The following is a 26,435-nucleotide window of genomic DNA, read 5'->3' on the forward strand; positions in this document are numbered from 1 at the left end:
GGTGATGGTGCTCAGTGTAATTTTTCTAGCCATATTATTTATATTTTTCAATGCAGGATTAGATTTTAATTACGTCATTCCACAGCGTTTAATTCGACTCGCCACAATTATTCTGGGTGGAATTTGTATTGCATTTTCTTCAATTATTTTTCAGACGCTGGTCAGCAATCGTATTTTGACGCCTTCTATTATGGGATATGAAGCAGTTTATTTACTGTGGCAGGTCATGTTGTTATTTATCTTTGGAACCTATGGATTGTCATGGCTCGGTTTAAATGGCAACTTTTTTGTTTCAATTTTATTGATGCTTTTTTATTCATGGGCAATTCACCGATGGTTGTTAACTCGTCATCGCCATGACGTATTTCAACTTCTCCTATTTGGCTTAGTTTTAACCATGGTGATTAGTGCCGTCACTCAGTTCATTCAGTTAAAAATAAGCCCAGGTGAGTTTTCAATATTTCAGGGATTAAGTTATGCATCATTTAATCGCTCTCAGTCTGAAACCTTAATTTATGCAGTGATTATGGTTGCAATTGTGCTTTGGATATTGAGGAAAAAAAGAGCAGTTTTAGATGTGATGGTTTTGGGCAGAGAACAAGCGATGTCATTAGGAGTCGATCATCATCAATATGTCAAATTCTTCCTTGCCATCATTGCAATACTGGTTGCAATTTCAACGAGTTTAATTGGTCCTACAGCGTTCATGGGCGTATTTATTGCCAATATTGCCTATGCACTTGCTGGCAATCATCAACATAAATTTACGTTACCCATCGGCTGTGGTGTTGCAATTGCCATATTTCTGATTGCTCAAATTTTAGTTGAGCATGTTTTTAATTACAAAACGACAGTCAGTATTTTAGTCAATTTAGTCTGCGGTATTTATTTCCTTGTCCTAACAGTTCGTGCTAGAGGTGTTTCATGATTACTGTGCGAAATATCCATAAATCGTATGGTGTTAAAAATATACTTTCAGATATCAATATTCAGTTTCCAGAAAAACAGGTGATATCACTCATTGGACCAAATGGTGCAGGAAAATCTACTTTATTGATGATGATGGCACATTTATCGATGCCAGATCAGGGAGAAATTTTATTCGATCAAAAAAATATTGCAGATATTCGCACGGCTGAATATGCCAAATATGTGGCAACGCTACGTCAATCTCCAAATTTTAATTTACGAATGACGGTTGAAGAGTTGATTTCTTTTGGTCGATTTCCCTACAGCAATGGTTCGTTAACAGCCAATGATTATCAAATAATTGATGATGCAATTCAGTTTTTGGACTTAGACGCATTACGTAAATCTTATATTGATGAGTTAAGCGGTGGTCAACGGCAGATGGCTTTTTTGGCAATGACAATTGCCCAGCAGACAAAGATACTTTTATTAGATGAACCTTTAAATAACCTAGATATGAAACATGCGGTTCAAATCATGCGTGCATTACGTCGCTTATGCGATGAACAAGGAAGAACCATCATTCTTGTCATTCATGATATTAATTTTGCTGCAAATTATTCTGATCATATTGTGGCACTGAAACATGGAAAACTTCATTTTAGTGGGCCCGTAAAAGAAGTTATTACTGCACAGTATCTAGATGATTTATATGAGCTTGATTTTGAAATTACTCACAGCGAACGAGGCTGTATGTGCAATTACTTCAATTCAACAGGAGTTTGAATACGCATGAATTGGAATCGTAAATCTTGGATGCTAGCGTTGCTGACGACAGTCATATTAGCAGGATGTGAAAAAAAATCTGCCGATGCTACACAGACACTTGAGAAGTTAGAAACTCCCATCACGGTCAAGCATGAACTTGGGGTGACCATGATTAATTATCATCCTCAAAGAGCTGCTGTGCTTGATATGAATGAGGCTGACTTCCTCGACCAACTGAATGTTCCAATTGTCGGTATGCCCAAAGATTATGTTCCGCATTTTTTAAAAAAATATAAAGAGGATAAAAATGTTCAAGATTTGGGTTCAATTGTTCAGCCAAATATGGAAAGGATTTATGCCTTAAAACCAGACATTATTTTGATGACACCACTCCAAGCGAATCAGTATCAAGCTCTGAGTGCAATTTCACCGACTGTGCACTATGACATTAATTTTAATAATAGTCAGCATCATCATATCGAGATGATAAAAGCACATTTAATGACATTAGGACAAATTTTTAATCGACAAGAATTAGCAAATCAAAAAGTCAAAGCATTGGATGAAAAACTAGAAGAAGTACGAAAAGTAACAGCAAATCGTCCTGAAAAAGCATTGGTGGTTTTACATAATAATGGTGCTTTTAGTAATTTTGGAATTCAATCACGTTACGGCTTTATTTTTAATGCATTAGGTGTAAAGCCTGCAAGTACTGTAATTGATAAAAGCTTGCATGGGCAACCGATTTCTAGTGAATTTATTAAACAAGCAGATCCAGATATTTTATATATCGTAGATCGTACAGCGGTCATGGAGCATCGTCCAACAATCAATGCTGAACGGATGAGTAACCCTTTACTGCGTCAAACCAAAGCTTGGAAAAATGGGAAAGTTATTTTTGTCGATGCAGATGCTTGGTATACCACTGCAGCAAGTCCAACATCTATGCATATTTTGATTGATGACATCATTAAGGGGTACCAGCTATGAATTAGGTCTTTATACGATAAATTTATAGCCAGATAAACTCTAGCCAAAACCAATACCCGAAGCAAGTTAGAACAGCATACTTTTCAATAAAAAAAGTGTGGTAGGGAAACTTGTGCCTAAAAATGAAAGGAAATTTGCAAATGAAACATAATCCCCCACTTTTTCAGTACGCTTTGAAGCGTTCACTTAAAAAATCAACGCCACAATTTAAATTGAAAAAATTATTTTTTGCTCAAATGCTCTTTGGTTTAGGATTAACGACATTCATTCCTTTATCAAAAATTAATGCACAAACAATAGATGTGTCCTCATCGAATCAAGAAGCTTTACAAAATTTACCAGTCATCCGTTTACAAGCCGTAAATGAAAAAAATAGTGTTTTAGAGGGTCAGATTTCTTCACACAATAGATTAGGTTTTTTAGGTGAAAAAGACTTTTTAGAAACACCATTTAGCACGATCGGATATACAGAACAATATATTGAAAATCAGCAAGCAAAAGATATTACTGATGTTATTGCTAAAACTGATCCAGCTGTATTTACCAATGGTGCGAGTGGGGGCTGGGCAGAAAATTTCTATATTCGTGGTTTTGCATCAAGTCCAAGTGATATGTCGATGAATGGTTTGTTTGGCATGACACCATTTTACCGAACATCACCAGAAATGTTCGAACGTATCGATGTCTTAAAAGGACCCTCTGCATTGCTCAATGGTATGCCACCCGCAGGATCGGTAGGGGGGACAATCAACTTAGTTACCAAACGTGCTAGCAACACGCCAATTAATCGTTTGACAACCACATATATGTCAGATTCACAGTTTGGTGGTCATCTCGATATAGGACGTCGTTTTGGTCAAAATAAAGAGTTTGGGGTACGATTGAACACGGTGTATCGTGATGGAACAGGCGCAATTAAACATCAAAATAAAAAAACCGAATTATTCTCTCTAGGGGTAGATTGGCGTGGTGAAAAAGCACGTATTTCAGCTGATGTATATGCTGCTGAAGATCGAGTAGATGGTGTGACACGTGGAATTAACTTGTCCCCTGGCATTACAATTCCTAAGCCGCCAAAACCAAATACATTATTGAATCCCGACTGGTCGTTTGTTGAAACAAAGGACAAAGGCGCAATGGTCCGTGCCGAGTACGATTTTAATGATCAACTGATGACATATATCACTTACGGGCAGAGTAAAACCAACTATAAATATAATGGTGCGATGTCTGCGACACTCCTCGATCAGCATGGAAAGCTAAATACTACAATTGGTCAGTTAGCATTTGATCTTGAAAAAAAATCTGCTGATATTGGGATAAAGGGAGAACTTGATACAGGCGTTATCAGTCATCAATGGGTTGCAAATGCAACTTACTATGAACATCATCAAAATGATTATGGGGTACGAACTGTAGCGGGTGCAAATTGGCCGACCAATATTTATAATCCTGTTTGGGGACAACCTGTTCCATTTAATACACCTTTTATTTCTAAAACAACATCACATTTAAGCAGTTATGGTCTCGCAGATACCTTATCTTTTGCGCAAGATAAAGTGCAATTAACATTCGGGATACGACATCAAAATGTGATAAGTAAAGCTTTTTATCCTAAAACAGATACTCGACCTCCTTCTCGTTCTCGTTATGATAAAAGTGCAATCACACCTGGTGCTGCAATATTGTTTAGATTGACAGATAATGTTTCATTATATGCCAATTATATTGAGGGTCTAAGTCAAGGTACTACAGCACCATCTAATGCAGAAAATAATGGGGAGATTTTTACGCCTTTTAAAACAAAACAAAAAGAGTTAGGTATTAAAGTTGAATTTAGTAAATTTGCAAATGGGTTAAATATTTTTGAAATTGAGAAACCAAGTAGTTATCTCGATCCTGTTACAAATGTTTTTTCAGCAGACGGCAAACAACGAAATAGAGGTATTGAATGGAGCTTTTTTGGAAAACCAATAGAATATGTTCGCATACTCGGGGGTATTGCATATATTGATCCAAAATTAACGAAAACAGCAGGCGGGAAAAATCAAGGAAATACAGCGACTGGTGTTGCAAAGCAACAGGCTAAACTGGGAGTGGAGTGGGATATTTCGCAATTACATGGTTTAACTTTAACAGGAAATATCACAGCAGTTTCAAAGCAATATATTAATCAAGAAAATACCTTATATGCTTCTGGTCGAACGCTTTATGATTTAGGCGCACGTTATAAGTCAAATGTTTTAAGTTATCCTGTTGTAATCCGTACAACGATTAATAATGTGACTAATAAAGCATATTGGGGCATGCCACAATTATCTAATTTAGCGTTGGGAGCACCTCGAACTTATATGCTTTCAGCATCAATTGATTTTTAATAGTAATATTCTTATAGAAAGCTCATTCTTCTGAAGAGCTTTCTATTTCTATTTATGGTTAAATGCCATGTGCCTTTATTTATGCGGGTTTTGCTCAAAGATCTTCTGTTTAAGAGTAATGGGATATATTAGACTGGACTGCCGCCAATAAAAACGTTTAGGTAATAAAATGAAATATTTAATACTTTTATTGAGTCTAGTAATTTCTGGTTGTAATGCTTCAGATAAAAAAGATATTGACTTGTTTGTTGAAGATAATTTTAAAACGCTTTTAGAGGATGATAGGGAGATTATTCTTACTTCAAATGAAAATATAGCTTTTCCTGTTAAAGAGGTAATTTTTAATAAAGTTTTATTAAAATTATGATAGCAAAAAGCTTTTTAGAAGATAATGAAAGTAATTGGATTGATGGTGTGAATAGAGATGCTTTAAGTTATGAAAATTTAGATACTTTGAAGTTTAGACTAAAGCTTTGTAAAATAACAAAATGAGTTCTTAATAAAAATATTGTAAATGGTGCTTTGAAACATGATCATAAATCTAAAATAAAAACGCATTAATTTTTTCTATGCATCTTAGTAAGATAAAGTTCTTCATACGACCTAATTTTTTGTAATTCAGCATTACAGTCAGGGGATTACATCATTGATAGTTGATGCTGAAGAAAAATAAAATACGAATCGTATCGTTTTAATATAAAAGTAAGTTAAATCCTTTAAATTGCCAATTAGAAATAATAAGCTCTACTATTTGTATGTAGTGCCATACAATTAATTAATCATAGGCGTTAATTTCATGAATACTGCTGCATCTTTACCAGACGGCCCTGGTCGCAAACGGAGTGAAGCATCCCGTAAAGCAATCCTTGAAGCGACTTATGAGTTGCTGAAATCAATAGGTTTTCATCAAATGTCTATTGAAGGAGTTGCAGCCAAGGCTGGTGTTGGTTTACCGTTGGTGGACTAGTAAGGGAGTGCTTGCTGTTGAAGCTTTTATGGATGCAGTCAATTCCTCCATAGCATTTCATGAAACTGGATCGGCTCTTATGGATATTGAGCAGCAATTGAATAATCTAGCACAAGTTTATAGAGGTCGAACAGGGGAAATTCTGACCGAGATGATTGGTTTTAGTCAATGTGATTTAGAAATGAGAGATGCTTTTTATTTAGGTTATTTTAAGCCTAGGAGGGATGCAGCTAAAGTTGCGTTACAGCGTGGGATTGATAAAGGGGAGTTTCGTTCAGATCTTGATTTGGAAGCATTGATAGATTCGCTATATGGACCAATGATTTCTAGAATGTTGACGGGTGCTTTTCCGATTGATGATAATTTTATAAAGCAGATGAGAAAAGTAGTTTTTGAAGGTATTGTTTGTAAAAGCTGTAAAAGCTGTAAAAGCTGTAAAAGCATATATAAAGTATTTATTAAAATATTGAAAAATAGATATTTAATTTACAAATAAGAAATATTATTCAATAACCATCACAATATGTGGTAAATACTGAACATTATTAAAATTTTATACATATAATTATGCAAATGGGATTCGCAGTTCATAACGCCCCCACTGATCATGGTGGGATTATTCCAGCAACACAAATGAAAAACTCTCAAATGGGAAATTTATTTGTATGAGCTGGTGATGGGTACTTTTGTCCAAAATGTAAAACATGGTCTACTGTTAATAAGAGTCATGATCATGTCATTTTTGACGGCAAGATTGTTGCATATGCAGGTGATAAATTAACCTATGGTGCAAGGATTTTACCTCAGCAAAGTCATGTTGCTGGTGATAAAGAGAACTCTTATGGAGGTTCTACTTTGTCAAATTTAAAACTCATCAATTCAAAAGAACATTTAAATAATAATTTTATTTCAAAAGAGCAATATGAACATTTTTATGTGGAGAATTATAAAACAAATATATTTGTACAGCATAAGGCGATAATTAGTGCGAATGAGCAAAAAATAAAGGTGTTGGTATATTACGAATGCGCTCAGGAGCTGTTAGCTACTTTTTGAATTACAAAATCACTGGTCATAAATTATTTGTTAGTGCTTCGATAAATGCGTATCTTTTATCTAATGATGTGATGTTAAAGTTTATCCTTTTGGCAAAGTAATTATATCAAGAGAAGGTCAGGTTTATACTACCAAACTATTGGAGAAGAACGAGGGATGTTGGAATACGGATGAATACAAATCCATCCCTAAAATTAAAAGCAATTATGCAGTCCAAGCTTGGCTTATGTCACGGATATTCGAGTTTTGGAAGAGATAATGAACTATTACATTGAAGTGACATTAATGGAAAATGAAAAATTTTCCCCTTATGGATTGTGGTCACAACTTTATCTTCAATTACATCTTGCTTTGGTCGAAGTTAAAAATGCTGACAATAAAGTAAACATTGGATTCTCATTCCCTCAATATCATTTTCATTAAGATAAAGGGGTAGGGTTTATTGGTACAAAATTACGTTTATTTACTGAGTCTGAATGTGATTTAAAAAAATTAGATATTCGAAAATGGTTGCAGTATAAAGACTTAGACTTAAATGATTATGTACATATCACTTTGATTCGTGAAGTACCTAGTGATATTAAGGATTATGCCATTTATAAGCGTAAACAAGTCAAAACCAATGCACAATGTTTGGCACGTTATCGTACAAAACGTGGGGATATTGGCTTTGATGAAGCATTAGCTAGATATAGCAATATCGTTACAACAAGGAATTTGCCTTATATCGAAATGAAAAGTTTGAGCACTTCAGATCAGCAAAGTGAAAAACGTTTTAAATTGATTATAGAAAAGCAATTGGCAGAAAAATCTGAAACTCAGGTTTTTAGTACTTATGGATTAAGTTCGGTATCATTTGTACCTGAATTTTAACCCAATATTTTTATACTCTTTAACAGCTTAATAAAATCAATAAGTTATGATAGTAGTTTAAAAATTGGGTCTTTTAGAAGATTTAAGGGTTAAATTACTGTTATAACTTTATTTTTTCGTTAAAATCAGTGTTCACTGCCGTATAGGCAGCTTAGAAATTCACGGACAGGATACACGGCAGCTATTAGTCATTCACTGCCGTATAGGTAGCTTAGAAAATTTGGGTTAGTCGTTGTTGTTTTATTAACTTGTTCACTGTCGTACGGTGATAGTTGTAAATTGCAGAAAATAGCTTAAGTGTGATGTTGGCATGAGACTTATTGGTTTGTGATATTTTGGTATGTTTATCAACTACCATTTCCATGGTTATATCTGTAATTTTTAAATGATGCCAATCTTTTAAATACAGATTCATACCTCTGTCATATACAGCGACTGTATTGGGTTTTAGCCCTGATTTAGCTTTAATTTTTAATACAGTCGGAATTTACTGATGATTATGACGTTCCTGAGAAACCTTTTGACGTAACTGTTCTTTTTTGTCATTAGGGTTTATCCCATGGGACATTTCTAAAAGATACTCAGTTGCTTTTTGCCGTGCAGTCTCTGGCATGTAAACTCAATGATCTCCAATAGTTATACGACAGGGAACACCATTGGGCATCTTCTTTTCAACGGTATATACGAGAGAATGGCGTGTAGCTTTACTAACAAAATCAATCAGCCTGAGGTCATGAAAAACAGTTTTTCTCAGAGGAAAAATCAAAACAATATTATTTTGATTTTTTTAAGGTTTCTTCTACATGTGAATCATTTAGTTGTTTAATCAAATTTTTAACGAACGAAAGGGTAATAAATACTTTTTTATTAGTCATTGTTCATTTACTAACAGCATTAGCTGAATAAGTAATTAAATCTTTGGTATACATGGAGTATACAAAGCGCTAGAAAATGAAAGTTGATTTGGTGGGGATTTTTGAAATTTTGTTGGTGAATGTTGAAAAACAATAACTTAAAGCACTCCGATGATGCCGCTGCATGTCATTACCCTTGAACCCGAAGAGTTCAAGGTGGACGCGACGCATACTTGCTGGGTTTCCCACACGAAGATGGGCATACGCTCTAAATATACAGAACACAATCCATAAGTTTAAGTATCGGCTCAGGGGAATTTGACCCGCTGGCGAACATCTCAGAGTTACATTTAGTATAACGAATAAATAAGAGATGTAAAATCCTTATACGCTTAAAGCGCATCAGAATTAGTATTATTTGCGCAATATTTAAACAATTTATATTTCATTTGATATATGCGTGTAAAACTAGAAAAATTACATTTTAAAATATAAATATTATAATAATAAATCATTTATTTTGCTAAGATTTAATGAGATTTTAATAACTGATATTTAATTATATTTACCTAAATAATTCATTAAATTCTTATAAGGTGATTGTTGCCATGACAAACTTAAAAAAAGTATCTGACATACTTGTCAATGTATTAGAACAGGCGGGAGTTAAACATTGTTATGGGGTGGTAGGAGATACACTCAACTTTGTTACAGAATCAATTTATCAAAGCTCGATTGAATGGATTCATATGCGTCATGAAGAGGCGGGTGCATTCGCTGCGGGTGCAGAAGCTTTTGTTGCAGATCGGTTAACTGCTTGTGCGGGTTCTTGTGGACCTGGAAGTTTGCATTTTATTAATGGTATTTTTGAAGCACATCGAAATAATGCTCCTGTTATTTTAATTGCAAGTCAATTGGCAAGTGAAAATTTAGGAACAGGCTTTCCACAAGAAGTGGACGTTTTATCGATATATAAAGAATGTTCGGTATTTTGTCAGCAATTGACAGATCCGAAGCAGGCAAGACGTGTTTTTACTCAAGCATCTCAAGCAGCAATAAATAAAAAAGGAGTTGCTGTTATTGTCTTACCTGTAGATGTGAGCAAGGCCTTAGTGCAGGACAATGATGCAATTAAAGTTTGGCAAGCAAATCCTGTATTAAAACCAAATGATGATGAATTAAAGCAGATTGTTCAGTTAATTGAGCAAGGGGAAAAAATTGGTATTTATGCAGGGATTGGATGTCAATATGCACATGATGAATTGGTGCAACTTGCCGAACTTTTAAAAGCGCCTGTTGCACACTCTTCACGTGCAAAAGATTTCGTAGAATATCAAAATCCATATAATGTTGGAATGACGGGTATGTTTGGTAATAAAGGCGCATTTGATATGATCAAAAGCTGCGATACTTTATTATTATTAGGTTGTGGATTTGCATGGTCACAATTTTACCCTGAACATACGAAAATAATTCAAATTGATCATGATGCGACTCAATTAGGTTTACGCCATCCGATTGAATTTGGTGCAGTGGGTGCAATAAAAGATACGATTCAAGCATTATTGCCATTATTAAAGCCTCGGTCAGACCGTGCATTTTTAGAGCATCATGTGGAATTGTATTGCCAATCGATTCGAAAATTAGACGCACGTGCCGTTATTGAAAAAACGGGACCTATTCATCCCCAATATTTGGTTGAATTAATTGATAATTATGCAAAAGATGATGCTATTTTCACATCCGATGTAGGTTCTGCAATGGTTTGGATGAGTCGTCATATTCATGTTAATGGTCAGCGTCGAACCCTCACCAGTTTAAAGCACGGTACAATGGCAAATGCAATGCCACAAGCTTTAGGTTTACAAAAAGCATTTCCAAATCGACAGGTCATTTCAATTTCTGGAGATGGCGGTTTAACCATGTTATTGGGTGATTTATTAACGGCATATCAAGAAAAATTACCCATTAAAATTTTTGTTTTAAATAATGGTGCCCTTGATTTTGTGGAGTTAGAGCAAAAAGGTGAAGGTTTGATCAATCGGTATACTGATTTGCATAATGGTGATTTGGCGATGATTGCTAAGGGTATGGGTTTTTATGCAGAAACCATTGAACATGGAGCTGATTTAGATGCGGCTGTGAAAGCATGCTTGTCATATGATGGTCCAGCACTATTAAATGTTAAGACCAGCCCAAATGAGTTAATTGTTCCTCCAACGATTGCAACGGATAATGTTTCGAGCATGGCGCTGTATAGTGCAAAAGCCATACTTGAAGGTAAATATTCTGATGTGGCACATTTAATAGAGGATAACCTTCGCTCTTAAAAAGAAGATTAGAACGGGGATATGACGACCTCAGAATAAAGTTGATTTATCCTGAGTTTTATTTAAGTTTTTTCTCTAAGAAGGTGATATAAATTTAATATTGTATTAAGTTCATATTATTGTGAATGATTAAAAAAAGCCCAATTTGTTTCCAAATTGGGTTTCTCGAAATGCGCTCGTATTATGTTTTTTCTTTAAGTTTATGATCTCAATGTTAAAAATAAATGACGCTTTTAGTTTAAATAGCAATCAACATAATTCAACATTAAATGTAATAACTGGTTTTGGTCATTAGCTTTGAAATTGCTGTCATGGTTATACGTACAGGGAAAGGCAAGTCAACACCACCAGCTTTGAGTGCGGTATCACGATGATGAAGTTCATCTTCATTCATTTGCTCTAATATTTTTAAAGAACGTTGATCTTGTTCAGGTAATTGTTGAATATGATCAATTAAATGCAAGCTCACTTGTCTTTCAGTTTCCGCAACAAAACCTAAACTGTATTTATCTCCTGCAATTCCAGCTAAGGCACCCATACTGAAGGATAATGAATACCAAATTGGATTTAATAGACTGGGTAAACTATCGAGTTCTTGAAGACGGTCTTCACACCAAGCAAGGTGATCTTGTTCTTCTATTGCAGCTTTTTCCATTTCAAGACGTACATTGGGTAGCTTGGCTGTCAATGCTTGTCCATGATAAAGCGCTTGTGCGCAAACTTCACCACTATGATTAACGCGCATTAGCCCTGCTACATGTCGCGCATTGCTCACAGAAAGTTGAGCATTTTGATCATTTCCTGGGTTTTCACGATGTGCAGAAGTCGCACCAGGCACTAGACTGCGTAATGCTTGGTCGAACGACTGAATCAGCTTATCGACACCCGTATATTGACGCATGAGATTAATCCTCCAAAGAGACGTGTGCAGTTTTTAATAAAAATTTTAGTCGAGTGAGTAACCAGATTGAGAAAATAGCACTTAAAATAGCTGTAATACAAAACAGTATTTTAATATTGATACTAAGTACACTTAAAATGATAATTGAAAATATAGCCGAACTTACCATAAAAATGGCATTTAAAATATTATTTGCAGCCACGACCCGTGCACGATGTGATCGAGGGGCATAGGCTTGCATCATTGCATAGAGTGGAACGATGTAAAAACCACCACTAATCCCCAATAGAGTCACTGCAAGGAGGACATGGTAATACGCACCACCATGTTGGAATAATTGACTTAAACCTAATAAACTCTCTAAATGTTGTGGAATAAAGTGTAAGCTGATTGCTAAATATAAGGCAAAAATAGTTAGACCTATTGCGCCAATAGGTACCATTCGGATATTGACTTCAGTGCCACCAATTTTACGACACAGTAATGAACCTACGCCAATTCCAACAGAAAATAAGGTGAGTAATAAAATGACGACATTTTCATTGCCATGTAAATTTTCAAGTGTCATTTGAGGAATTTGGGTTAAATATGTTGCACCATAAAACCAATACCACGAATTACCTAATAAAATAGTAAAGATTAAGGGTAAATTTTTAGCGTATCGAATCGTTTGAAAGCTTGTTCTAAAAAAGTTCCAATCAACTTGAATATGGGGTGCTGTAACAGGTTGTTTTAAAATAAATCGACTAGAAATATAGCCTAAAATGGCGATGGTTAAAACTGTAGTACTGATCCAAATTAAGTTACTTCCAAAAGTAGAAATGACTGTACCCCCTAAAATCATTCCAATTAGAATCGCCAAAGATGTGCCTGACTGAAATAGAGCATTACCCGACATTAATTCATTAGATTTCAAAATTTCAGGCAAAATGGCATATTTTATTGGTCCAAAAAAAGTGGAGTGCGTGCCCATTAAAAATAATGCGAATAATAAAATCCAGATATTGGCCAATAAAAAGCCAATTGTCCCAATGATCATGATGATGATTTCAAGGATTTTAATGCCTCGAATTAACTGAGATTGTTCATATTTATCTGCAATTTGGCCTGCAGTCGCTGAAAAAATAAAGTAGGGTAAAATAAATAGAAGCGCAGCAAAATTATTAAGCATACTCACGTCGTTAATTTGCTGCTGAATGAGTCCATAAGTAATGACTAAGAGTAAAGCTTGTTTAAAGACGTTGTCATTCAATGCACCGAAAAACTGGGTAAGAAACATCGGTAAAAAACGACGTGTACGGAGTAAATGCTCATTTTTTTCCATGATAAAACTACTTCATTTTAAAATTATTAAGAATTGTCACTAGTTAGTGTAATTAAATCAAAATCAGGTATGATATTTAAGGAACTTCTTCAAAGAAAGATTTGTATTTATATAAAAATTTGTGTTTTTATTCATATTTGAATTTCCATCAGAACTAATTAGTTAATATCGAGTTTGTATGCCTGCACATCTGAAGTTTAAAAAGTCAACATTATATATGAGTATGACTTCCATTATTCAGTGGAAGCATGCAAAACACGCATATATGGGCCTATTTTTAAGTTTTGTCAGTCATCAAACACTTGCTGAAAACATGAGTGATTTTTCTCATCTTCAGAAAAATTCAATTTATTCTTCAGAAATACAGACATCAGCGCACATTGAAAAACAGCTTACTACAAATTCAAAACAAGAAGTAACTGACAAGCTAGAAAAAATTGAATTGCCCGCAGATGAGAATATTCCTGATAGTTTACAAATGCTACAAGAACAATTAAATGAAAATGCAGATATTAAAGAATTTAAAAATATTAATATTGATGATTTAGCACCACTGCCTTCATTTGACGTTAACCCAGCAATGGTCAACGAAATATTTGCCGTAGCGGATGAAGCAAAAAGTGAAGCTTTGGCATATAGAGCAAATCAGAAAAATGAAATTACGGTGAGTGAGGCTACTCAACAGGAACTCGCGGAAATTAATTTTGCACCTGTAAATGTTGATCAACTCATGACCACGATTCAAGCTGAAAGTAAAATTGTGGTCGATGCGAATGAAAAGGGTGCGACACTTCGGGATTTAGGTTTAGCCAGTGATCAAATTGAGGAACCTAAAAAGCTGAATGTTTTTAAAAGAATTTTATATTCTATTCGTCCTCCTAAGGACGAAGAAAATGCACCAGCAGAAAGAATTACAGCCCATGTACATTTAATAGATGATGGACGGAGCACCGCATTATCTAAAAAAGAAATTGCTGCTCAGCAAAAACTAAAAGACAATATTGAAGCGAAACTTTCTAGTTATACTGTTGAGGTATTTAGTGATTATTCGTCTGCCGTACCACAACTCAGGGCTTTATCTAAAAATGCAGCAGAAGCTGTTGGATTTTATAATGCCATTTTTCATTTTGAAAAAAAAGGCAGAGCAAGTTTAGATGTTTTTGTAGAACCGAATGATCCAGTTATTGTCGATAAGCAAGATATTGTATTTATTGGTGCAGGTGCAGATTTACCGCAATTTCAAGTAATTGGAATACTACCAGATTTGCAGGTTGGTGATATTTTAAATCAAGGATTATATACAAAGACCAAAGATCGAATTACTGAGGCCGCTTCAAGTAACGGATATTTTGATTCATATTGGCGTATTCATGATTTACAAATTTTGCAACCAGAAAATGAAGCGATTATTGATTTAAAATATGAAACTGGAACACGTTATCGCTTGGGTCCAGCAGAATTTATGATGAGTGATCCAACTAAAAAAATACCTTTAGATATGGATGTGTTAGAAAAAATGGTGCCATGGCAGGCTGGGCAAGATTATGCTTTATGGCGAGTGACGGGTTTGGTGAATAATTTAACCAATTCACGTTATTTTAATTACACACTAGTCGATACAATTATTCCAGATCCCATTGAAAAACCTTTAGAACTGACTCCAGATATACAAGCATTACTCAATGAAGAAGATGCTCCCGAAGAGTTACGAACACGATTAAATCCAACTGATAGCCCAATTTCAAATAAAGAAGTGACTCAAAATGTTGTAAATGAAGCTGAATTTGCAGGAACAGTGCAAAATATTGATAAAAATAAAGCCCTCATTCAACCAACACTTATAGAAGAGAATATAGAAGAAGAAGCCAAAAAAGCAGCAGAAACTGAACGTCTTAAAGCATTAGCCCGACAAGAACATACCGTTCCAGTACTCGTTACATTGAATGCAGATCGTCTCAACAGTATTGAGACTGGTTTAGGTTATGGATCAGACACAGGTGTACGTTTACGTACTCAGTATCGTCGTGCAATTGTGAATAGACGAGGACATTCTTTTGATGCGAACTTGGAGTTATCACAAATCCGTCAAGCGATAGAAGGGCGCTATAATATTCCATATAATCATCCATTGAATGATTATATTACTTTAGTAGGTGGTTATGAGCGAGAAGAACGAAAAAATGTGAGTGCAGATGGGAACTTGATGATTGAAACAGGCGTGGCTGGAATAGATAGAGTCATCAAAAACCCGCGCGGAAGTTGGCAACATACATGGAGTACACGTTATCGTTTAGATCGTTTAACTGAAAAAGGAATTTTTAATAAAGATGATATTCCAGATTGGTTTCTTGCAAATACCAAACCACAGCAAGAATCTTTGTTATTTGGGTATGAAATTTCAAGAATAGATGCAGATAAACGTGTTAACCCAACCAAAGGGATTAGCCAAAACTATAAAGTTGAACTTGGTAGTAAAAATTTACTCAGTGATACGGACATGGCAATTGTTAACGCAGGCTGGAAGTTTCTATTTTCTTATGGAGAAAATGCCAATAACCAAGTTCTTGGACGTGCGAATTTAGGTTATATTTTTACTAAAGACTTTAATGAAGTACCGTATAATTTAAGATATTTTGCAGGGGGAGATCAAACGATACGTGGGTTTGATTATAAGTCATTATCTCCAAAAGAGTTTGGTTTTAAAATCGGTGGGCAGGCACTAGCTGTTGGTTCACTTGAATATAATTATCAATTTATCGAAGGATGGCGAGCTGCTGTTTTTAGTGATTTTGGTAATGCTTATGATAAAAACTTTAGTAATCCAACTGCATATAGTGTGGGGGTTGGGTTACGTTGGGCATCTCCGATTGGACCAATTCGTATCGACTTAGCATCTGGTATTTCAGATAAAGAAGATCGTCCGATTCGTTTACATTTCTTTATTGGTCCACAAATTTAATATGAAGGTTTAATTTAAAATATGGCTGACGTTCAACAGCAATCTGAAGCACCAGCACCGCTTCCACCAAAGCGTAAATTATTTAAAAGTATTGTACTTTCACTTTTGTTCGTGCTGATTTTTATTGTTGCAGCTTTAGCGGTAATGTTTTCTACCGATAAAGGAAGTAAGTTTCTTTTAGATAGTGTATTAGAAAGACAACATATCATTAAATATGAATATGAAAAGGGAAATTTACTACAAGGTATCGCGCTCAAAAATATTTTGGTAACTTTAGAAAGTGTTGATGTGAAAATTGATCGCGCAGAAATATCCTTAGGTTGGCGAGCAGTTTTAAATAAAGAAATTCATTTACGTTATGCAGATGTACAACGTTTAAAGGTCATCATGAAAGGACCACCAAGTCATGAACCTTTTAAGTTTAATGAAATTAAATTACCCTTTGTTTTAAGGTTAAATCGGGCAGATGTCGATCATTTACAGATTCAGACAGCAACCGCAACAGAAGTTGATTTTTATAGTATTCATTTAGAAAATACGTTGTGGAAAGAAACACGCCTTGATTTCAAGAATATTTATATGGATATGGGGTATTTGAATGTCCGAAATGCCGTTGGATATATTAATTTTTCAGGAAAATATCCGCTGAGTTTACGTGCATCAGTGAATTTACCCTCATTACATGAAAGTTTAAATGTTCATGATATTTTTGTCGTTGCTAAAGGTTCACTGGATACTATTCAAGCTGGTTTTGCGACACAAACCCCAGATATGTTAACGGGATGGGGCGTTATTCATCCTGTTCGTGACGGCGTACCAATGAATGGTGCATTAAAATTAAATCAATATCATCTTCCAATTTTACCAGAGCAAAAATTATTTGCAGAAAAAGGTGAGATTCGATTCATTGGGAATTCACATGGATTAAATTTTGAATTAAAAACAGATCTCCGTGGAAAAGATATTCCTAAGGGTGAATATACAGCGGTGATGCATACCGATTATATCCATCAATTAGACATTAAGAACTTTAATGGTCAACTGATGCAAGGCAGTATCAATCTTGCAGGAATTGTAGATTGGGAAAAGTCAGTTCATTGGAATTTAGAAGGACGCTTAGATCATTTAGATGCAAACGATCCAATTATTCCGACCATTGTAAAAGAATTTTTACCTGAAAAATTAAACGCTAAAATTGCCTCTAAAGGCGATTTAGCAAAAGGTTTACACGTAACAGGATTGGTCGATTTTGATGAGTATGAAACATGGGATTTGTCTTTAAATCAAAACGAAGCAGAACCAAATAAGTTTGAACCAATGTTACTTGATGTTCATTGGAAAAATATTGACCGAGCAATGCCATATATTGGTTGGTTAAAAAGCAATACGGGTGATGTGAAGATAAAATTGCTTGAAAAACAAGAAGACATTCAATTTTCTACAACTATTTTGGCACATGAGAAAAGTGCATTACCATTAGGACAATATCAGGCTCAATTAAATATTAAAGAGAATCATTTAAATATTCCTACTTTAAGTTATGTGAATGGAACAGGCAGCTTAAAAGGGAATGCCGTTGTTAATTTACCAACTGATAAGCAACAATTGAAATGGAATGCAGCACTTAAAGCGACTCATTTTAATCCTCAAAGTATCGCTGCTGCTGCACCTATTAATTTATTAAATGGCGAATTAAGCGCCAATGGTTATGAAAAACCTAATCAACAAATTATTCATTTAAATGCAATTAATTTAAATGGGCGTTTAGATGGTTCTAATGAAATTGTTCATTTAACAGGAAAGAGTACAGCTGCTGTTTTATTTAAAGATGAAAAAGCAGGCGGTGGTTTTAAAAGTTTTGCGGTCCAATATGATGGTGCACTAAAAGCTGATGCTATACCAGGCAGTGCCGGTGTATTAAAAGCAACTGTTGCAGGCACGACTGACTATATTAAAATTACAAATTTATATCATGATGGTATTGCTGGAAAAATTGCTGCAAATGGGATGTTAAATTTAAATAATGGTGTGGGTTGGGATATCAATGCATCATTGGTACATTTTAAACCCCATTATTTTGCACAAAGTGTTCGCGGTGAAATTTCTGGAATCGTTCATTCCGAAGGAACATGGTCTGATGCTTTGAAAAAAGTAAAAATTTCAAAGTTAAATCTAGCAGGAACAATTAACAATAAACCGGTACGTGGTACGGGTAATTTAGCATTGATTTTGTCGAATAAAAATGCGGCTGTACCTGAACAATTTGAAGCCAATAATTTATTTTTAAGTTATGCACAAAATCAGTTACAAGCCTCTGGTAATCAACAAAGTTTAAAAATTAAAGTTAATGCGCCAGCTTTACGAGAGGTATATGCAGGATTAAAAGGTCGTGCATATGGCTATCTAGATATTCAGTCTAAACCTCACTTAAAAGTTTTAGCAAACTTAGCTGTTGATAATTTAAGTTTTAATAATATTTTTAATATCCAAAAAATTCGGGTGCAAGGTGAATTGCCTGCTTCAGATAATTTACCATCACAATTGATTGCAAGTTTAACATCACTCCGTAGTGGTCAAAGAGAGATTCAACAGGCTGAAATATCAATTACGGGCACACGAAAAGCACATATTGCAAAATTAAGTGCTGAAAATAAATATACACAGTTTTTTGTACAGCTGGCTGGCGGATTTAATGCACAAAATGATTGGTTGGGTCAAATTCAAAAAGGAGATTTAGATTCCTTTAGAACGCGTTTGACTCAAGTGCAAAATGCATCAGTGATTTATAATCCAAATAATAATGAACTCTTTGTTGGTGCACATTGTTGGGCAAGTAAAGGAAGTCAGCTTTGCTTTGATCAGCCAATTAAAATCAGTGCAAATAAAGGCAATGTATCTTTTATTACGGAGAATCTAGATTTAGGAGACTTTGCTGCATTTATGCCAGAAGGTTTAGCATTGACGGGTAAGCTAAATGGTTATGCGAGAGCTTCGTGGGCACATGGAAAAAAACCGAATATTGATGCAAAAATTATTACTCAAAATGGTCTTTTAGGAATTGCAGATACAGATTCTGGGGAAGTTGGTTCTAATTTACCTTATGAGCAAGTGGCTTTAATTGCAAAGAGTGTGGCTGAAGGTTTACAAATTCGTTTGGATGTGAAAACACCTGCAATTGGTACAGGGTATGCAAATGTTATTATTGATCCTTATAGTGATAATAAAAATATGCGTGGGGAAGTGGCATTTAATGAAATTGATTTAAAAGTCTTTAAACCATTTATTCCAGATGTTCGAAAAATGGGGGGTATTTTATCTTTTGCTGGAAAAGTACATGGTTCTTTAACTGAGCCATTACTCACAGGTGAAATGCGTCTGAAAAATGGTGAAATTAGTATGATTTCACTCCCCGTCAATTTGACGAATATCCAAATATATACCGCAATCCGACAAGATTCAGCATCAATTAATGGTGCATTTAACAGTGGGCAAGGGGTTGGAAACCTAACAGGAAATATTAATTGGAAAGGTGAGCCTAAAATTCAATTGAATTTGAAAGGTGAAAATTTATTAGTTCGCCAAGCGCCGTTAATCACTGCACTTGTGACGCCTAATATGTCATTGGAAGCTTATCCATTAAAAAGAACATTAAAGGTTGATGGAAATATATTGATTCCAAGGGCTTTAATCTCTATGCCTGAGTCTTCAGAACCTGTGACTGAAGTTTCTCCAGATGCGCGTGTGATACAGGCAGGAAAAAATCAATTAGAAATATTAAAAGCGGCAAAACCATGGAAAATTGAGACAAAAATTGATTTACGATTAGGAAATCAGGTGATATTTCAAGGTTTTGATAGTCGATTCCCATTGGTTGGTCGCCTGTATTTATCTCAAGTAGGAAGTGAAGCTGCGATGCGAGCAAATGGTGCTATTGGCGTCAGTCAACAAGTAACATTTGAAGCTTATGGGCAGTCTTTAAATTTAAATAAAGCAATCGCACGTTTTAATGGTCCTTTATCCAATCCAACATTGGATGTTGATACGAGTAAAAGTATTCAAGGTAACTTAGTTGGCGTCAGAGTTTCTGGTACCGCATCTAGCCCTAATATTCGAATTTATAATGATGCAGGTTTGTCGGAACAAGAGGCATTGAATGCCTTGCTGACTGGGCGTATTAATGATGGTTCTGGTTCTTTTGCAGGAACAGCGGGCTTTAAATCTGATGTTAATAACACTATTGCAGCTGCAGGCTTAAGTATGGGGCTTGGAAGTACACGGGCATTTACCAATGAAATTGGTCGAACATTTGGTCTCAGTGGTTTGGCTTTAGATGCGCGTGGTGATGGTGATGATACACAGGTGAGCCTAACGGGATATATCACTCCTGATTTATTTATTCGATATGGTGTAGGTGTATTTAGTTCAGTTAATAAATTGACTCTGCGATATCAATTAAATAAACGCTTTTATTTAGAAGCAAGTCAATCTTTAGAAAAAGCGATAGACTTTTTCTATAATTGGAAATTTTAATGGTTTGAAAATCTTTATCTGTAGAAGAAATTATTATTTATTTTCAATACATTAAAAAGTGATATGAATTTCTAAGAAAGGTCAGGTTTAAAATACAAACGTTGAGTTTGTAAATTAGACCTGAAGTAAAACTTAAATATTTTAGATTAGACTTAAACTGGGTTTAGTTTTAAAACCTTTTGTTTACTGAAAATTAGAGGATTGGTTTTTATATCTGGTCTTTTTATTTTTAAGATATATCATAGAAAATCAAATGCAATATTATTTCGAAATTTATCCGTAGAGTTAATTAAATCAATTGTTTTGTTCTCTGATTTGGATGGTCGATTTAAAATCTATTGCTAAATATATATTTAGATGATTAAACAATAGAAATTTTTTTGGTGGTTCTGACCACATTGTTATTTTGATTATATCTAGACAAAATGTGGCATCTGTCAAAATATACATATGATATGAAAGTTTATATTAATCGTGAAATGGATTATTAATGAGTCGTTCTACTCGCCTTCTTATTTTATTACAAGCATTACGTGGTCGTCGTAAAGCTGTAACAGCATCCGTATTGGCATGCGAATTGGATGTATCTGAACGAACAATTTATCGTGATATTGCGAGTTTGATTGCAAGCGGAGCTCCAATTCGAGGAGAAGGAGGTGTTGGGTATATACTTGAAGCAGGACTATTTCTTCCGCCTCTTATGTTAAGTGAAGAAGAAATAGATGCACTTTTACTTGGTTTAAGTTATGTCGATCAGCGCGGTGATTCTATTTTACGTCAGGCAGCGCAAGTTGCTCGCGCTAAAATTATCAGTGTATTACCCTCGAAAATAGAGGCTGCTGTAAGAATGCCAATCTCGGATGCAGGCCCACATGATCGAAACTTTCCTACCGATATCATTCCTTTGGAAGTCTTTAGAATTTCAATTCAAAATCAGCAAAAAATAATCATTACATATTTAGATGAGCATAAAAATCAGACTGAACGTGTAATTTGGCCAATTCAACTTGGTTTTTTAGAGAATGTTCGAATTGTGACTGCTTGGTGTGAGTTACGACAGGCTTTTCGATTTTTTAGAACGGATCGTATTTTGACTGCTATACCAAGTATTCGTTACCCAAAACAACGTGCAATATTATTGAATGAGTTTGAGCGTGAGTTTGCTATTCCAATTGAGCCGAGTGAGTCACCCTGACACAAACTGTCAGGGGACATCGTGTATTCTTTTGATATGAAAACATAGAATCATTGAATAGTTACGTAATGATTCATATGCTTTTCTTTGGCTTAAATGACTAGAAACTGGAATAATATCATGAGTAATAATCAATACATTTATAGAAAACAAGCGGAACCATTTTTTAATATTGTAATGGAAGGATTAAGCGGTGAAGTTGATGGTGAGAATTTTTGGGAGGTTATGGCTGAAGATGTAATTTTTGACTTTATTTACGATATTCCGGGCTTTACGAATCAAATCAAAGGTCGTGATGCTTATTATGAGTGGTTTAAAAGTTATTCTATGGAGTTACATTCCGCAGATGATTTAAACATTTATAAAACTGAAAATGGCAATATCATTATTTTAGAATATGCTGTTCATGGCATAAACCCAAGTACTGGTAAGGCTTATAATAATAAATTTTGTTCAATTATAACGATTAAGAATCGTAAAGTTGTCTATTGGCGAGATTATATGGATACACTTGCTGTGATGAGAACGCAGCATTAAATACGTTTGAATTGAAACATCATATAAAAAGCTCACTCGAATCAGTGGGTTTTTTGAGTGAGTATTAGTCCTTCACATGAATATATAAATATTAATTTGATCTAAAATGACATAAGTCAATATGACGATACGTAACAGTAATGTGTTATATATTAACAATAATAATTATGAAATTAAGATGCTTTAAAATTAAGATAATAAATCGGATATGAAATAAAAAGTAATGCTCTAAAAGTTAAGTTTTCTATAAAATAAGGATCAATAAAGTACATATAAAAGAATGTAATTTGTAGCGTTTTTGGGATTGATGGTATTAAAAGGTTCATGAATATTATTTAAAATTAAATAGGATTAAGTGCATGTGTACAAGAGTTGTTTATCTGGGGGAAAATGGTCGTGTAATGACAGCACGGTCAATGGATTGGAAAGTAGACGTACATACTAATTTATGGATTTTTCCTCGCCAAATAAAACGAAATGGACTAGCGGGTCCTCAGTCCATTGAATGGACCTCAAAATATGGCAGTGTTATTGCATCAGGATATGATATTTCAACGACTGATGGGATCAATGAGAAAGGTTTGGTTGCAAACTTATTGTGGCTTGTTGAATCAGCCTACCCAGATCATACAACAAATACAAAAGCATCTTTAAATATTTCATTATGGGCGCAATATATCTTAGATAATTATGCAACGGTAGAAGAGGCAGTAGAAGCACTTGAAAAAGAACCGTTAACTGTAAAGACGGATACTGTTCCTGGTGAAGAACGTCTAGCAACGTTACATTTATCTATTTCGGATGCTTCAGGTGATAGTGCGATTGTTGAGTATATTGATGGTCAACAAGTGATCCATCATAGTCGTGAATATCAAGTTATGACGAACTCTCCTATATTTGAAAAGCAGTTGGCTTTAAATGCATATTGGCAACAAATTGGTGGTACAGTGATGTTGCCTGGAACAAATCGTGCATCAGATCGATTTGCTCGTGCTTCATTTTATATTAATGCAATTCCTAAAAATGCCAATCAACGTGATACGCTTGCCAGTGTATTTGGGGTCATTCGAAATGCTTCTGTACCATTTGGTTTAAATACTAAAGATGAGCCAAATATTTCATCTACGCGTTGGCGTACAGTGGTCGACCATCAAAATGGTTTATATTTCTTTGAGTCAGCCACATCACCAAGTATTTTTTGGGTGGACTTAAATGACATTGATTTTGAGCAGAGTGAAATTAAAGTTTTGGCACTTGGTGCAAACCAAGAAAATATTTATTCAAGTAAAGCGAATTCAGCATTTAAAATTTCTGAACCTTTCCAGTTTTTAGGAATTTCTTAAATACTCATATAGTAAGTCTGGGTAAAAGATAATACTGATATGTTTGAAACTAAACATAATGTATATGACAGTATATAAATTAATGTAAAAGTCATATAAATAGTGATGTGGTATCGTTGGGGGGGATGGTGCTACATTCATGTAATATATTTACATAAAACAACATAATATATGAAATTTAATTGGATAAATTAATACAATAATCCACTAATTTTTCATCACAATTGTTCCATCTGAGTTTACTATGAGTAAAAAGTTGTTATCTGTATTCGGTATTTCTATTTTAGTTAGTTTAAGTGCTTGTTCAACATCGCAAGTCACTTCAAGCAAGATATCGAATGTTTCCACTCAACATCAACAAGCGATTGCACGTTATTTTAACGAAGCGCAAACGCAGGGTGTGATTGTGATTAAAAAGGGTGAGCAGATTGATATTTATGGTAATGATTTAACGCGTGCTAATACGCAATATGTACCAGCATCAACTTTTAAAATGTTAAACGCTTTAATTGGCTTAGAAAATAATAAAGTAACGGTAGATGATGTTTTTAAATGGAATGGAGAAAAGCGATCATATCCTATTTGGGAAAAAGATATGAATCTGAGCGAAGCGATGTCTTTATCTGCAGTTCCTGTCTATCAAGAGCTTGCCAAGCGGATAGGATTAGATTTAATGACAAAAGAAGTAAAAAGAGTAAATTTTGGTAATGCTAACATTGGAACAGAAGTTGATAATTTTTGGTTAGTTGGGCCTTTACAAATTACACCAATTCAAGAAGTTGAATTTGCTGATCATTTTGCACATAAAAAACTGCCATTTAAGCCAGAAGTGCAGGAAGCTGTAAAAAATATGATTTTAATTAAAGAAGTTAATGGAAATAAAATTTATGCCAAAAGTGGATGGGGAATGGATGTTACGCCTCAAGTCGGTTGGCTCACAGGATGGGTAGAGCAAGCTGATGGCAAGAAAGTTGCTTTCTCACTCAATTTAGAAATGAAGTCAAATTTACCAGGTTCTATTCGTAATGAAATTGTTCTCAAATCTCTAGATGATTTAGGAATTATTTAATTATATCATGTGGTTAAATTAAACGATCAAGTCATGAGTGGGCAATATTATAAATTGAGTACCTTTATTCGTAGAGGTGTTCAATAAGCGTTAATAAGGAGTTGTGTTAAATGTTGAGATTAAAAGAAAGTTTGATTGTAAATAACGAATAATTCAAATAAATACATTATAAGAAATGTAACATTATAAAAAACCTACAAGTTTTGTTGAGTAGAAACTTGTAGGCTTATAAAGTTCTATATTTTAGATTATTTATTTTAATACTTATAATTTTAAGCATACAGGATTTAATTAAATATGCAAATAACATATTGTTTTATATTAAATAATCTAGTGTTTTGGTATGAATTTAAATTGTTGTGAAATCAGGGTATTGTGCTTTCTAGATAAGTTATACTAATATATGTAAGCGCAATTTATTTGAAATTTTCATATAGAACTTTAGAAAAATCAAAAAAATAGATAACAAAATAAAAATGGTAAATTAAAACAGGCTAAATAGAGTGACTTTTTTATGTTGATGTAGGTTTATCCATTCGATACGGGATACATATTTTAACTTTTCATCATTTTTGATTATGATACATCAATGAGGAGATTATGAATGAAAAAGTTAGTTGTATTGGTTGTATTTGCGATGTTAGTTGGATGTGCGGAAAAAAAGCCTTTAACTATGGAAGAGCAATGGCATGGATATTGTAAGAGTGTGGGAAATGCTGCGCGTACAATAATGTTAGATCGTCAAAATGCTATTGAAAAAGATCAGGCAATTGAACACGCCAATAAAATTGATGACGATACAACAAAAACATTTATTTTAGAGATTATTGAGTACGTTTACGCCTTACCTGAACGTGAAATTAAGCAGGATATTGAAGGCGCAAGAGAAAAAGTACGCAGTGAATTTACCGCTAAGTGTATCGCAACGCCACATGATAAAATGCCAGATTATAAGCCGTTCTAAGGAACGGTTGTTATTGATAATAGCCTAAGCAAATTTCATTCACATAAAACTATATAATAAATATAGAAATACTTATCGATATTTGACATATTAAAAGAAACTCTAAAAAAGAGGTTCATAATATGGAAGTTGTTGCTTACTTAAATAATTCAGATTTGCTCTTAGAAGATGAACATGGTGTGGCTGTTATTGGCGGGAGTTCATATGTATTAAGTGTGGGAGATAAAGTTTTTATCCAAAACCCGATTAATACTGATGCCAAGGTCTATTCTGTAAAGATTTCTTTTGCCCATGTTGAACATTGCATGCTACATGATGATGAAATTCAAATTAAATTTGAAGGCTGTCATGAAAGCCTAAAAAGTTATGTGCAAAAAACTACCGTTCACTAAAATGCATTATTATTTTTAGAAATGATTAGGCAACATTATGTTGCCTTTTTGTTAAGTTCATTCATATTGAGTTGTATAGATAAGTTGTTTTAAATG

At 34.4% G+C, this 26,435-nt stretch carries 20 protein-coding genes, 1 other RNA gene and 2 pseudogenes; 18 read left to right on the top strand and 5 right to left on the bottom strand.

Features of this window, described 5'->3' with window-relative positions; all coding sequences use genetic code 11:
• Positions 1-4 precede the first annotated feature (4 nt).
• The 9 genes and pseudogenes from B9T31_RS01925 to cas6f all read left to right on the top strand — a co-directional run bounded on the left by B9T31_RS01925 (position 5) and on the right by cas6f (position 7,941).
• Positions 5-928, top strand: a complete 924-nt coding sequence (locus B9T31_RS01925; protein WP_416202509.1) for an iron chelate uptake ABC transporter family permease subunit — start codon at positions 5-7, stop codon at positions 926-928.
• On the top strand, positions 925-1,695 hold the full coding sequence (locus B9T31_RS01930; protein ID WP_086180273.1) for an ABC transporter ATP-binding protein: 771 nt from the start codon (positions 925-927) through the stop codon (positions 1,693-1,695). Before B9T31_RS01925 ends, B9T31_RS01930 begins: the two co-directional genes overlap by 4 nt.
• 6 nt (positions 1,696-1,701) lie before the next feature.
• A complete protein-coding gene (locus tag B9T31_RS01935) occupies positions 1,702-2,667 on the top strand; it encodes a siderophore ABC transporter substrate-binding protein (RefSeq protein WP_086180274.1) in 966 nt (321 codons plus the stop codon).
• Between the two features lie 140 nt (positions 2,668-2,807).
• Entirely contained in the window at positions 2,808-5,045 is a 2,238-nt protein-coding gene (locus B9T31_RS01940; protein WP_086180275.1) for a TonB-dependent receptor, read from the top strand.
• 169 nt (positions 5,046-5,214) lie between these two features.
• The gene (locus B9T31_RS01945) at positions 5,215-5,412 is read left to right on the top strand and encodes a hypothetical protein (protein WP_086180276.1); all 198 of its coding nucleotides are present in this window, start codon (positions 5,215-5,217) and stop codon (positions 5,410-5,412) included.
• Positions 5,413-5,841: 429 nt separating this feature from the next.
• The gene (locus B9T31_RS17645; protein ID WP_139840891.1) at positions 5,842-6,012 is read left to right on the top strand and encodes a TetR/AcrR family transcriptional regulator; all 171 of its coding nucleotides are present in this window, start codon (positions 5,842-5,844) and stop codon (positions 6,010-6,012) included.
• A gap of 7 nt (positions 6,013-6,019) precedes the next feature.
• Positions 6,020-6,508 carry a TetR-like C-terminal domain-containing protein gene (locus B9T31_RS01950; RefSeq protein WP_139840892.1) on the top strand — a complete coding sequence of 163 codons (489 nt, stop codon included), beginning with the start codon at positions 6,020-6,022 and terminating at the stop codon, positions 6,506-6,508.
• A gap of 71 nt (positions 6,509-6,579) precedes the next feature.
• Positions 6,580-6,841: pseudogene (locus B9T31_RS17950) on the top strand (PAAR domain-containing protein); the annotation flags it as partial.
• 485 nt (positions 6,842-7,326) lie between these two features.
• Positions 7,327-7,941, top strand: a pseudogene (gene cas6f, locus B9T31_RS01960) (type I-F CRISPR-associated endoribonuclease Cas6/Csy4).
• Positions 7,942-8,152: 211 nt separating this feature from the next.
• Here the strand turns inward: cas6f and B9T31_RS17650 are convergent.
• From B9T31_RS17650 to ssrS, 3 genes are all read right to left on the bottom strand, one after another.
• A complete protein-coding gene (locus B9T31_RS17650; protein WP_139840893.1) occupies positions 8,153-8,356 on the bottom strand; it encodes a hypothetical protein in 204 nt (67 codons plus the stop codon).
• A 72-nt stretch (positions 8,357-8,428) separates the two neighbouring features.
• Entirely contained in the window at positions 8,429-8,554 is a 126-nt protein-coding gene (locus tag B9T31_RS18105) for a hypothetical protein (RefSeq protein WP_265733375.1), read from the bottom strand.
• A gap of 402 nt (positions 8,555-8,956) precedes the next feature.
• Positions 8,957-9,143: non-coding RNA, 6S RNA (gene ssrS / locus B9T31_RS01965), on the bottom strand.
• Positions 9,144-9,403: 260 nt separating this feature from the next.
• On the opposite strand from ssrS, the gene B9T31_RS01970 reads away from it, so the two are divergent.
• A complete protein-coding gene (locus B9T31_RS01970) occupies positions 9,404-11,125 on the top strand; it encodes a thiamine pyrophosphate-dependent enzyme (RefSeq protein ID WP_086180278.1) in 1,722 nt (573 codons plus the stop codon).
• Between the two features lie 265 nt (positions 11,126-11,390).
• Here the strand turns inward: B9T31_RS01970 and coq7 are convergent, their stop codons facing one another.
• Positions 11,391-12,026: a 2-polyprenyl-3-methyl-6-methoxy-1,4-benzoquinone monooxygenase gene (coq7, locus tag B9T31_RS01975; protein ID WP_086180279.1), complete on the bottom strand. Its 636-nt coding sequence runs from the start codon at positions 12,024-12,026 to the stop codon at positions 11,391-11,393.
• A 4-nt stretch (positions 12,027-12,030) separates the two neighbouring features.
• A complete protein-coding gene (locus B9T31_RS01980; RefSeq protein ID WP_171264670.1) occupies positions 12,031-13,353 on the bottom strand; it encodes an MFS transporter in 1,323 nt (440 codons plus the stop codon).
• Positions 13,354-13,528: 175 nt separating this feature from the next.
• Here B9T31_RS01980 and B9T31_RS01985 point away from each other — a divergent pair, with 175 nt between their 5' ends.
• The 8 genes from B9T31_RS01985 to B9T31_RS02020 all read left to right on the top strand — a co-directional run bounded on the left by B9T31_RS01985 (position 13,529) and on the right by B9T31_RS02020 (position 26,339).
• Positions 13,529-16,309, top strand: a complete 2,781-nt coding sequence (locus B9T31_RS01985; protein WP_086180281.1) for an autotransporter assembly complex protein TamA — start codon at positions 13,529-13,531, stop codon at positions 16,307-16,309.
• A gap of 21 nt (positions 16,310-16,330) precedes the next feature.
• Positions 16,331-20,839, top strand: a complete 4,509-nt coding sequence (locus tag B9T31_RS01990) for a translocation/assembly module TamB domain-containing protein (RefSeq protein ID WP_086180282.1) — start codon at positions 16,331-16,333, stop codon at positions 20,837-20,839.
• A 490-nt stretch (positions 20,840-21,329) separates the two neighbouring features.
• The gene (locus tag B9T31_RS01995; RefSeq protein WP_086180283.1) at positions 21,330-22,034 is read left to right on the top strand and encodes a helix-turn-helix transcriptional regulator; all 705 of its coding nucleotides are present in this window, start codon (positions 21,330-21,332) and stop codon (positions 22,032-22,034) included.
• Positions 22,035-22,154: 120 nt separating this feature from the next.
• Positions 22,155-22,571: a nuclear transport factor 2 family protein gene (locus tag B9T31_RS02000; protein WP_086180284.1), complete on the top strand. Its 417-nt coding sequence runs from the start codon at positions 22,155-22,157 to the stop codon at positions 22,569-22,571.
• Between the two features lie 350 nt (positions 22,572-22,921).
• Positions 22,922-23,914, top strand: coding sequence for a linear amide C-N hydrolase (locus B9T31_RS02005; RefSeq protein WP_416202510.1), 993 nt, complete (start codon positions 22,922-22,924; stop codon positions 23,912-23,914).
• Between the two features lie 244 nt (positions 23,915-24,158).
• Entirely contained in the window at positions 24,159-24,983 is an 825-nt protein-coding gene (gene blaOXA, locus B9T31_RS02010) for a class D beta-lactamase (protein ID WP_086180286.1), read from the top strand.
• Between the two features lie 604 nt (positions 24,984-25,587).
• The gene (locus B9T31_RS02015; protein WP_086180287.1) at positions 25,588-25,947 is read left to right on the top strand and encodes a hypothetical protein; all 360 of its coding nucleotides are present in this window, start codon (positions 25,588-25,590) and stop codon (positions 25,945-25,947) included.
• A 122-nt stretch (positions 25,948-26,069) separates the two neighbouring features.
• On the top strand, positions 26,070-26,339 hold the full coding sequence (locus tag B9T31_RS02020; RefSeq protein WP_086180288.1) for a hypothetical protein: 270 nt from the start codon (positions 26,070-26,072) through the stop codon (positions 26,337-26,339).
• Positions 26,340-26,435 lie beyond the last annotated feature (96 nt).

The organism is Acinetobacter sp. ANC 4558 (assembly GCF_002135375.1).
Lineage (GTDB): Bacteria > Pseudomonadota > Gammaproteobacteria > Pseudomonadales > Moraxellaceae > Acinetobacter.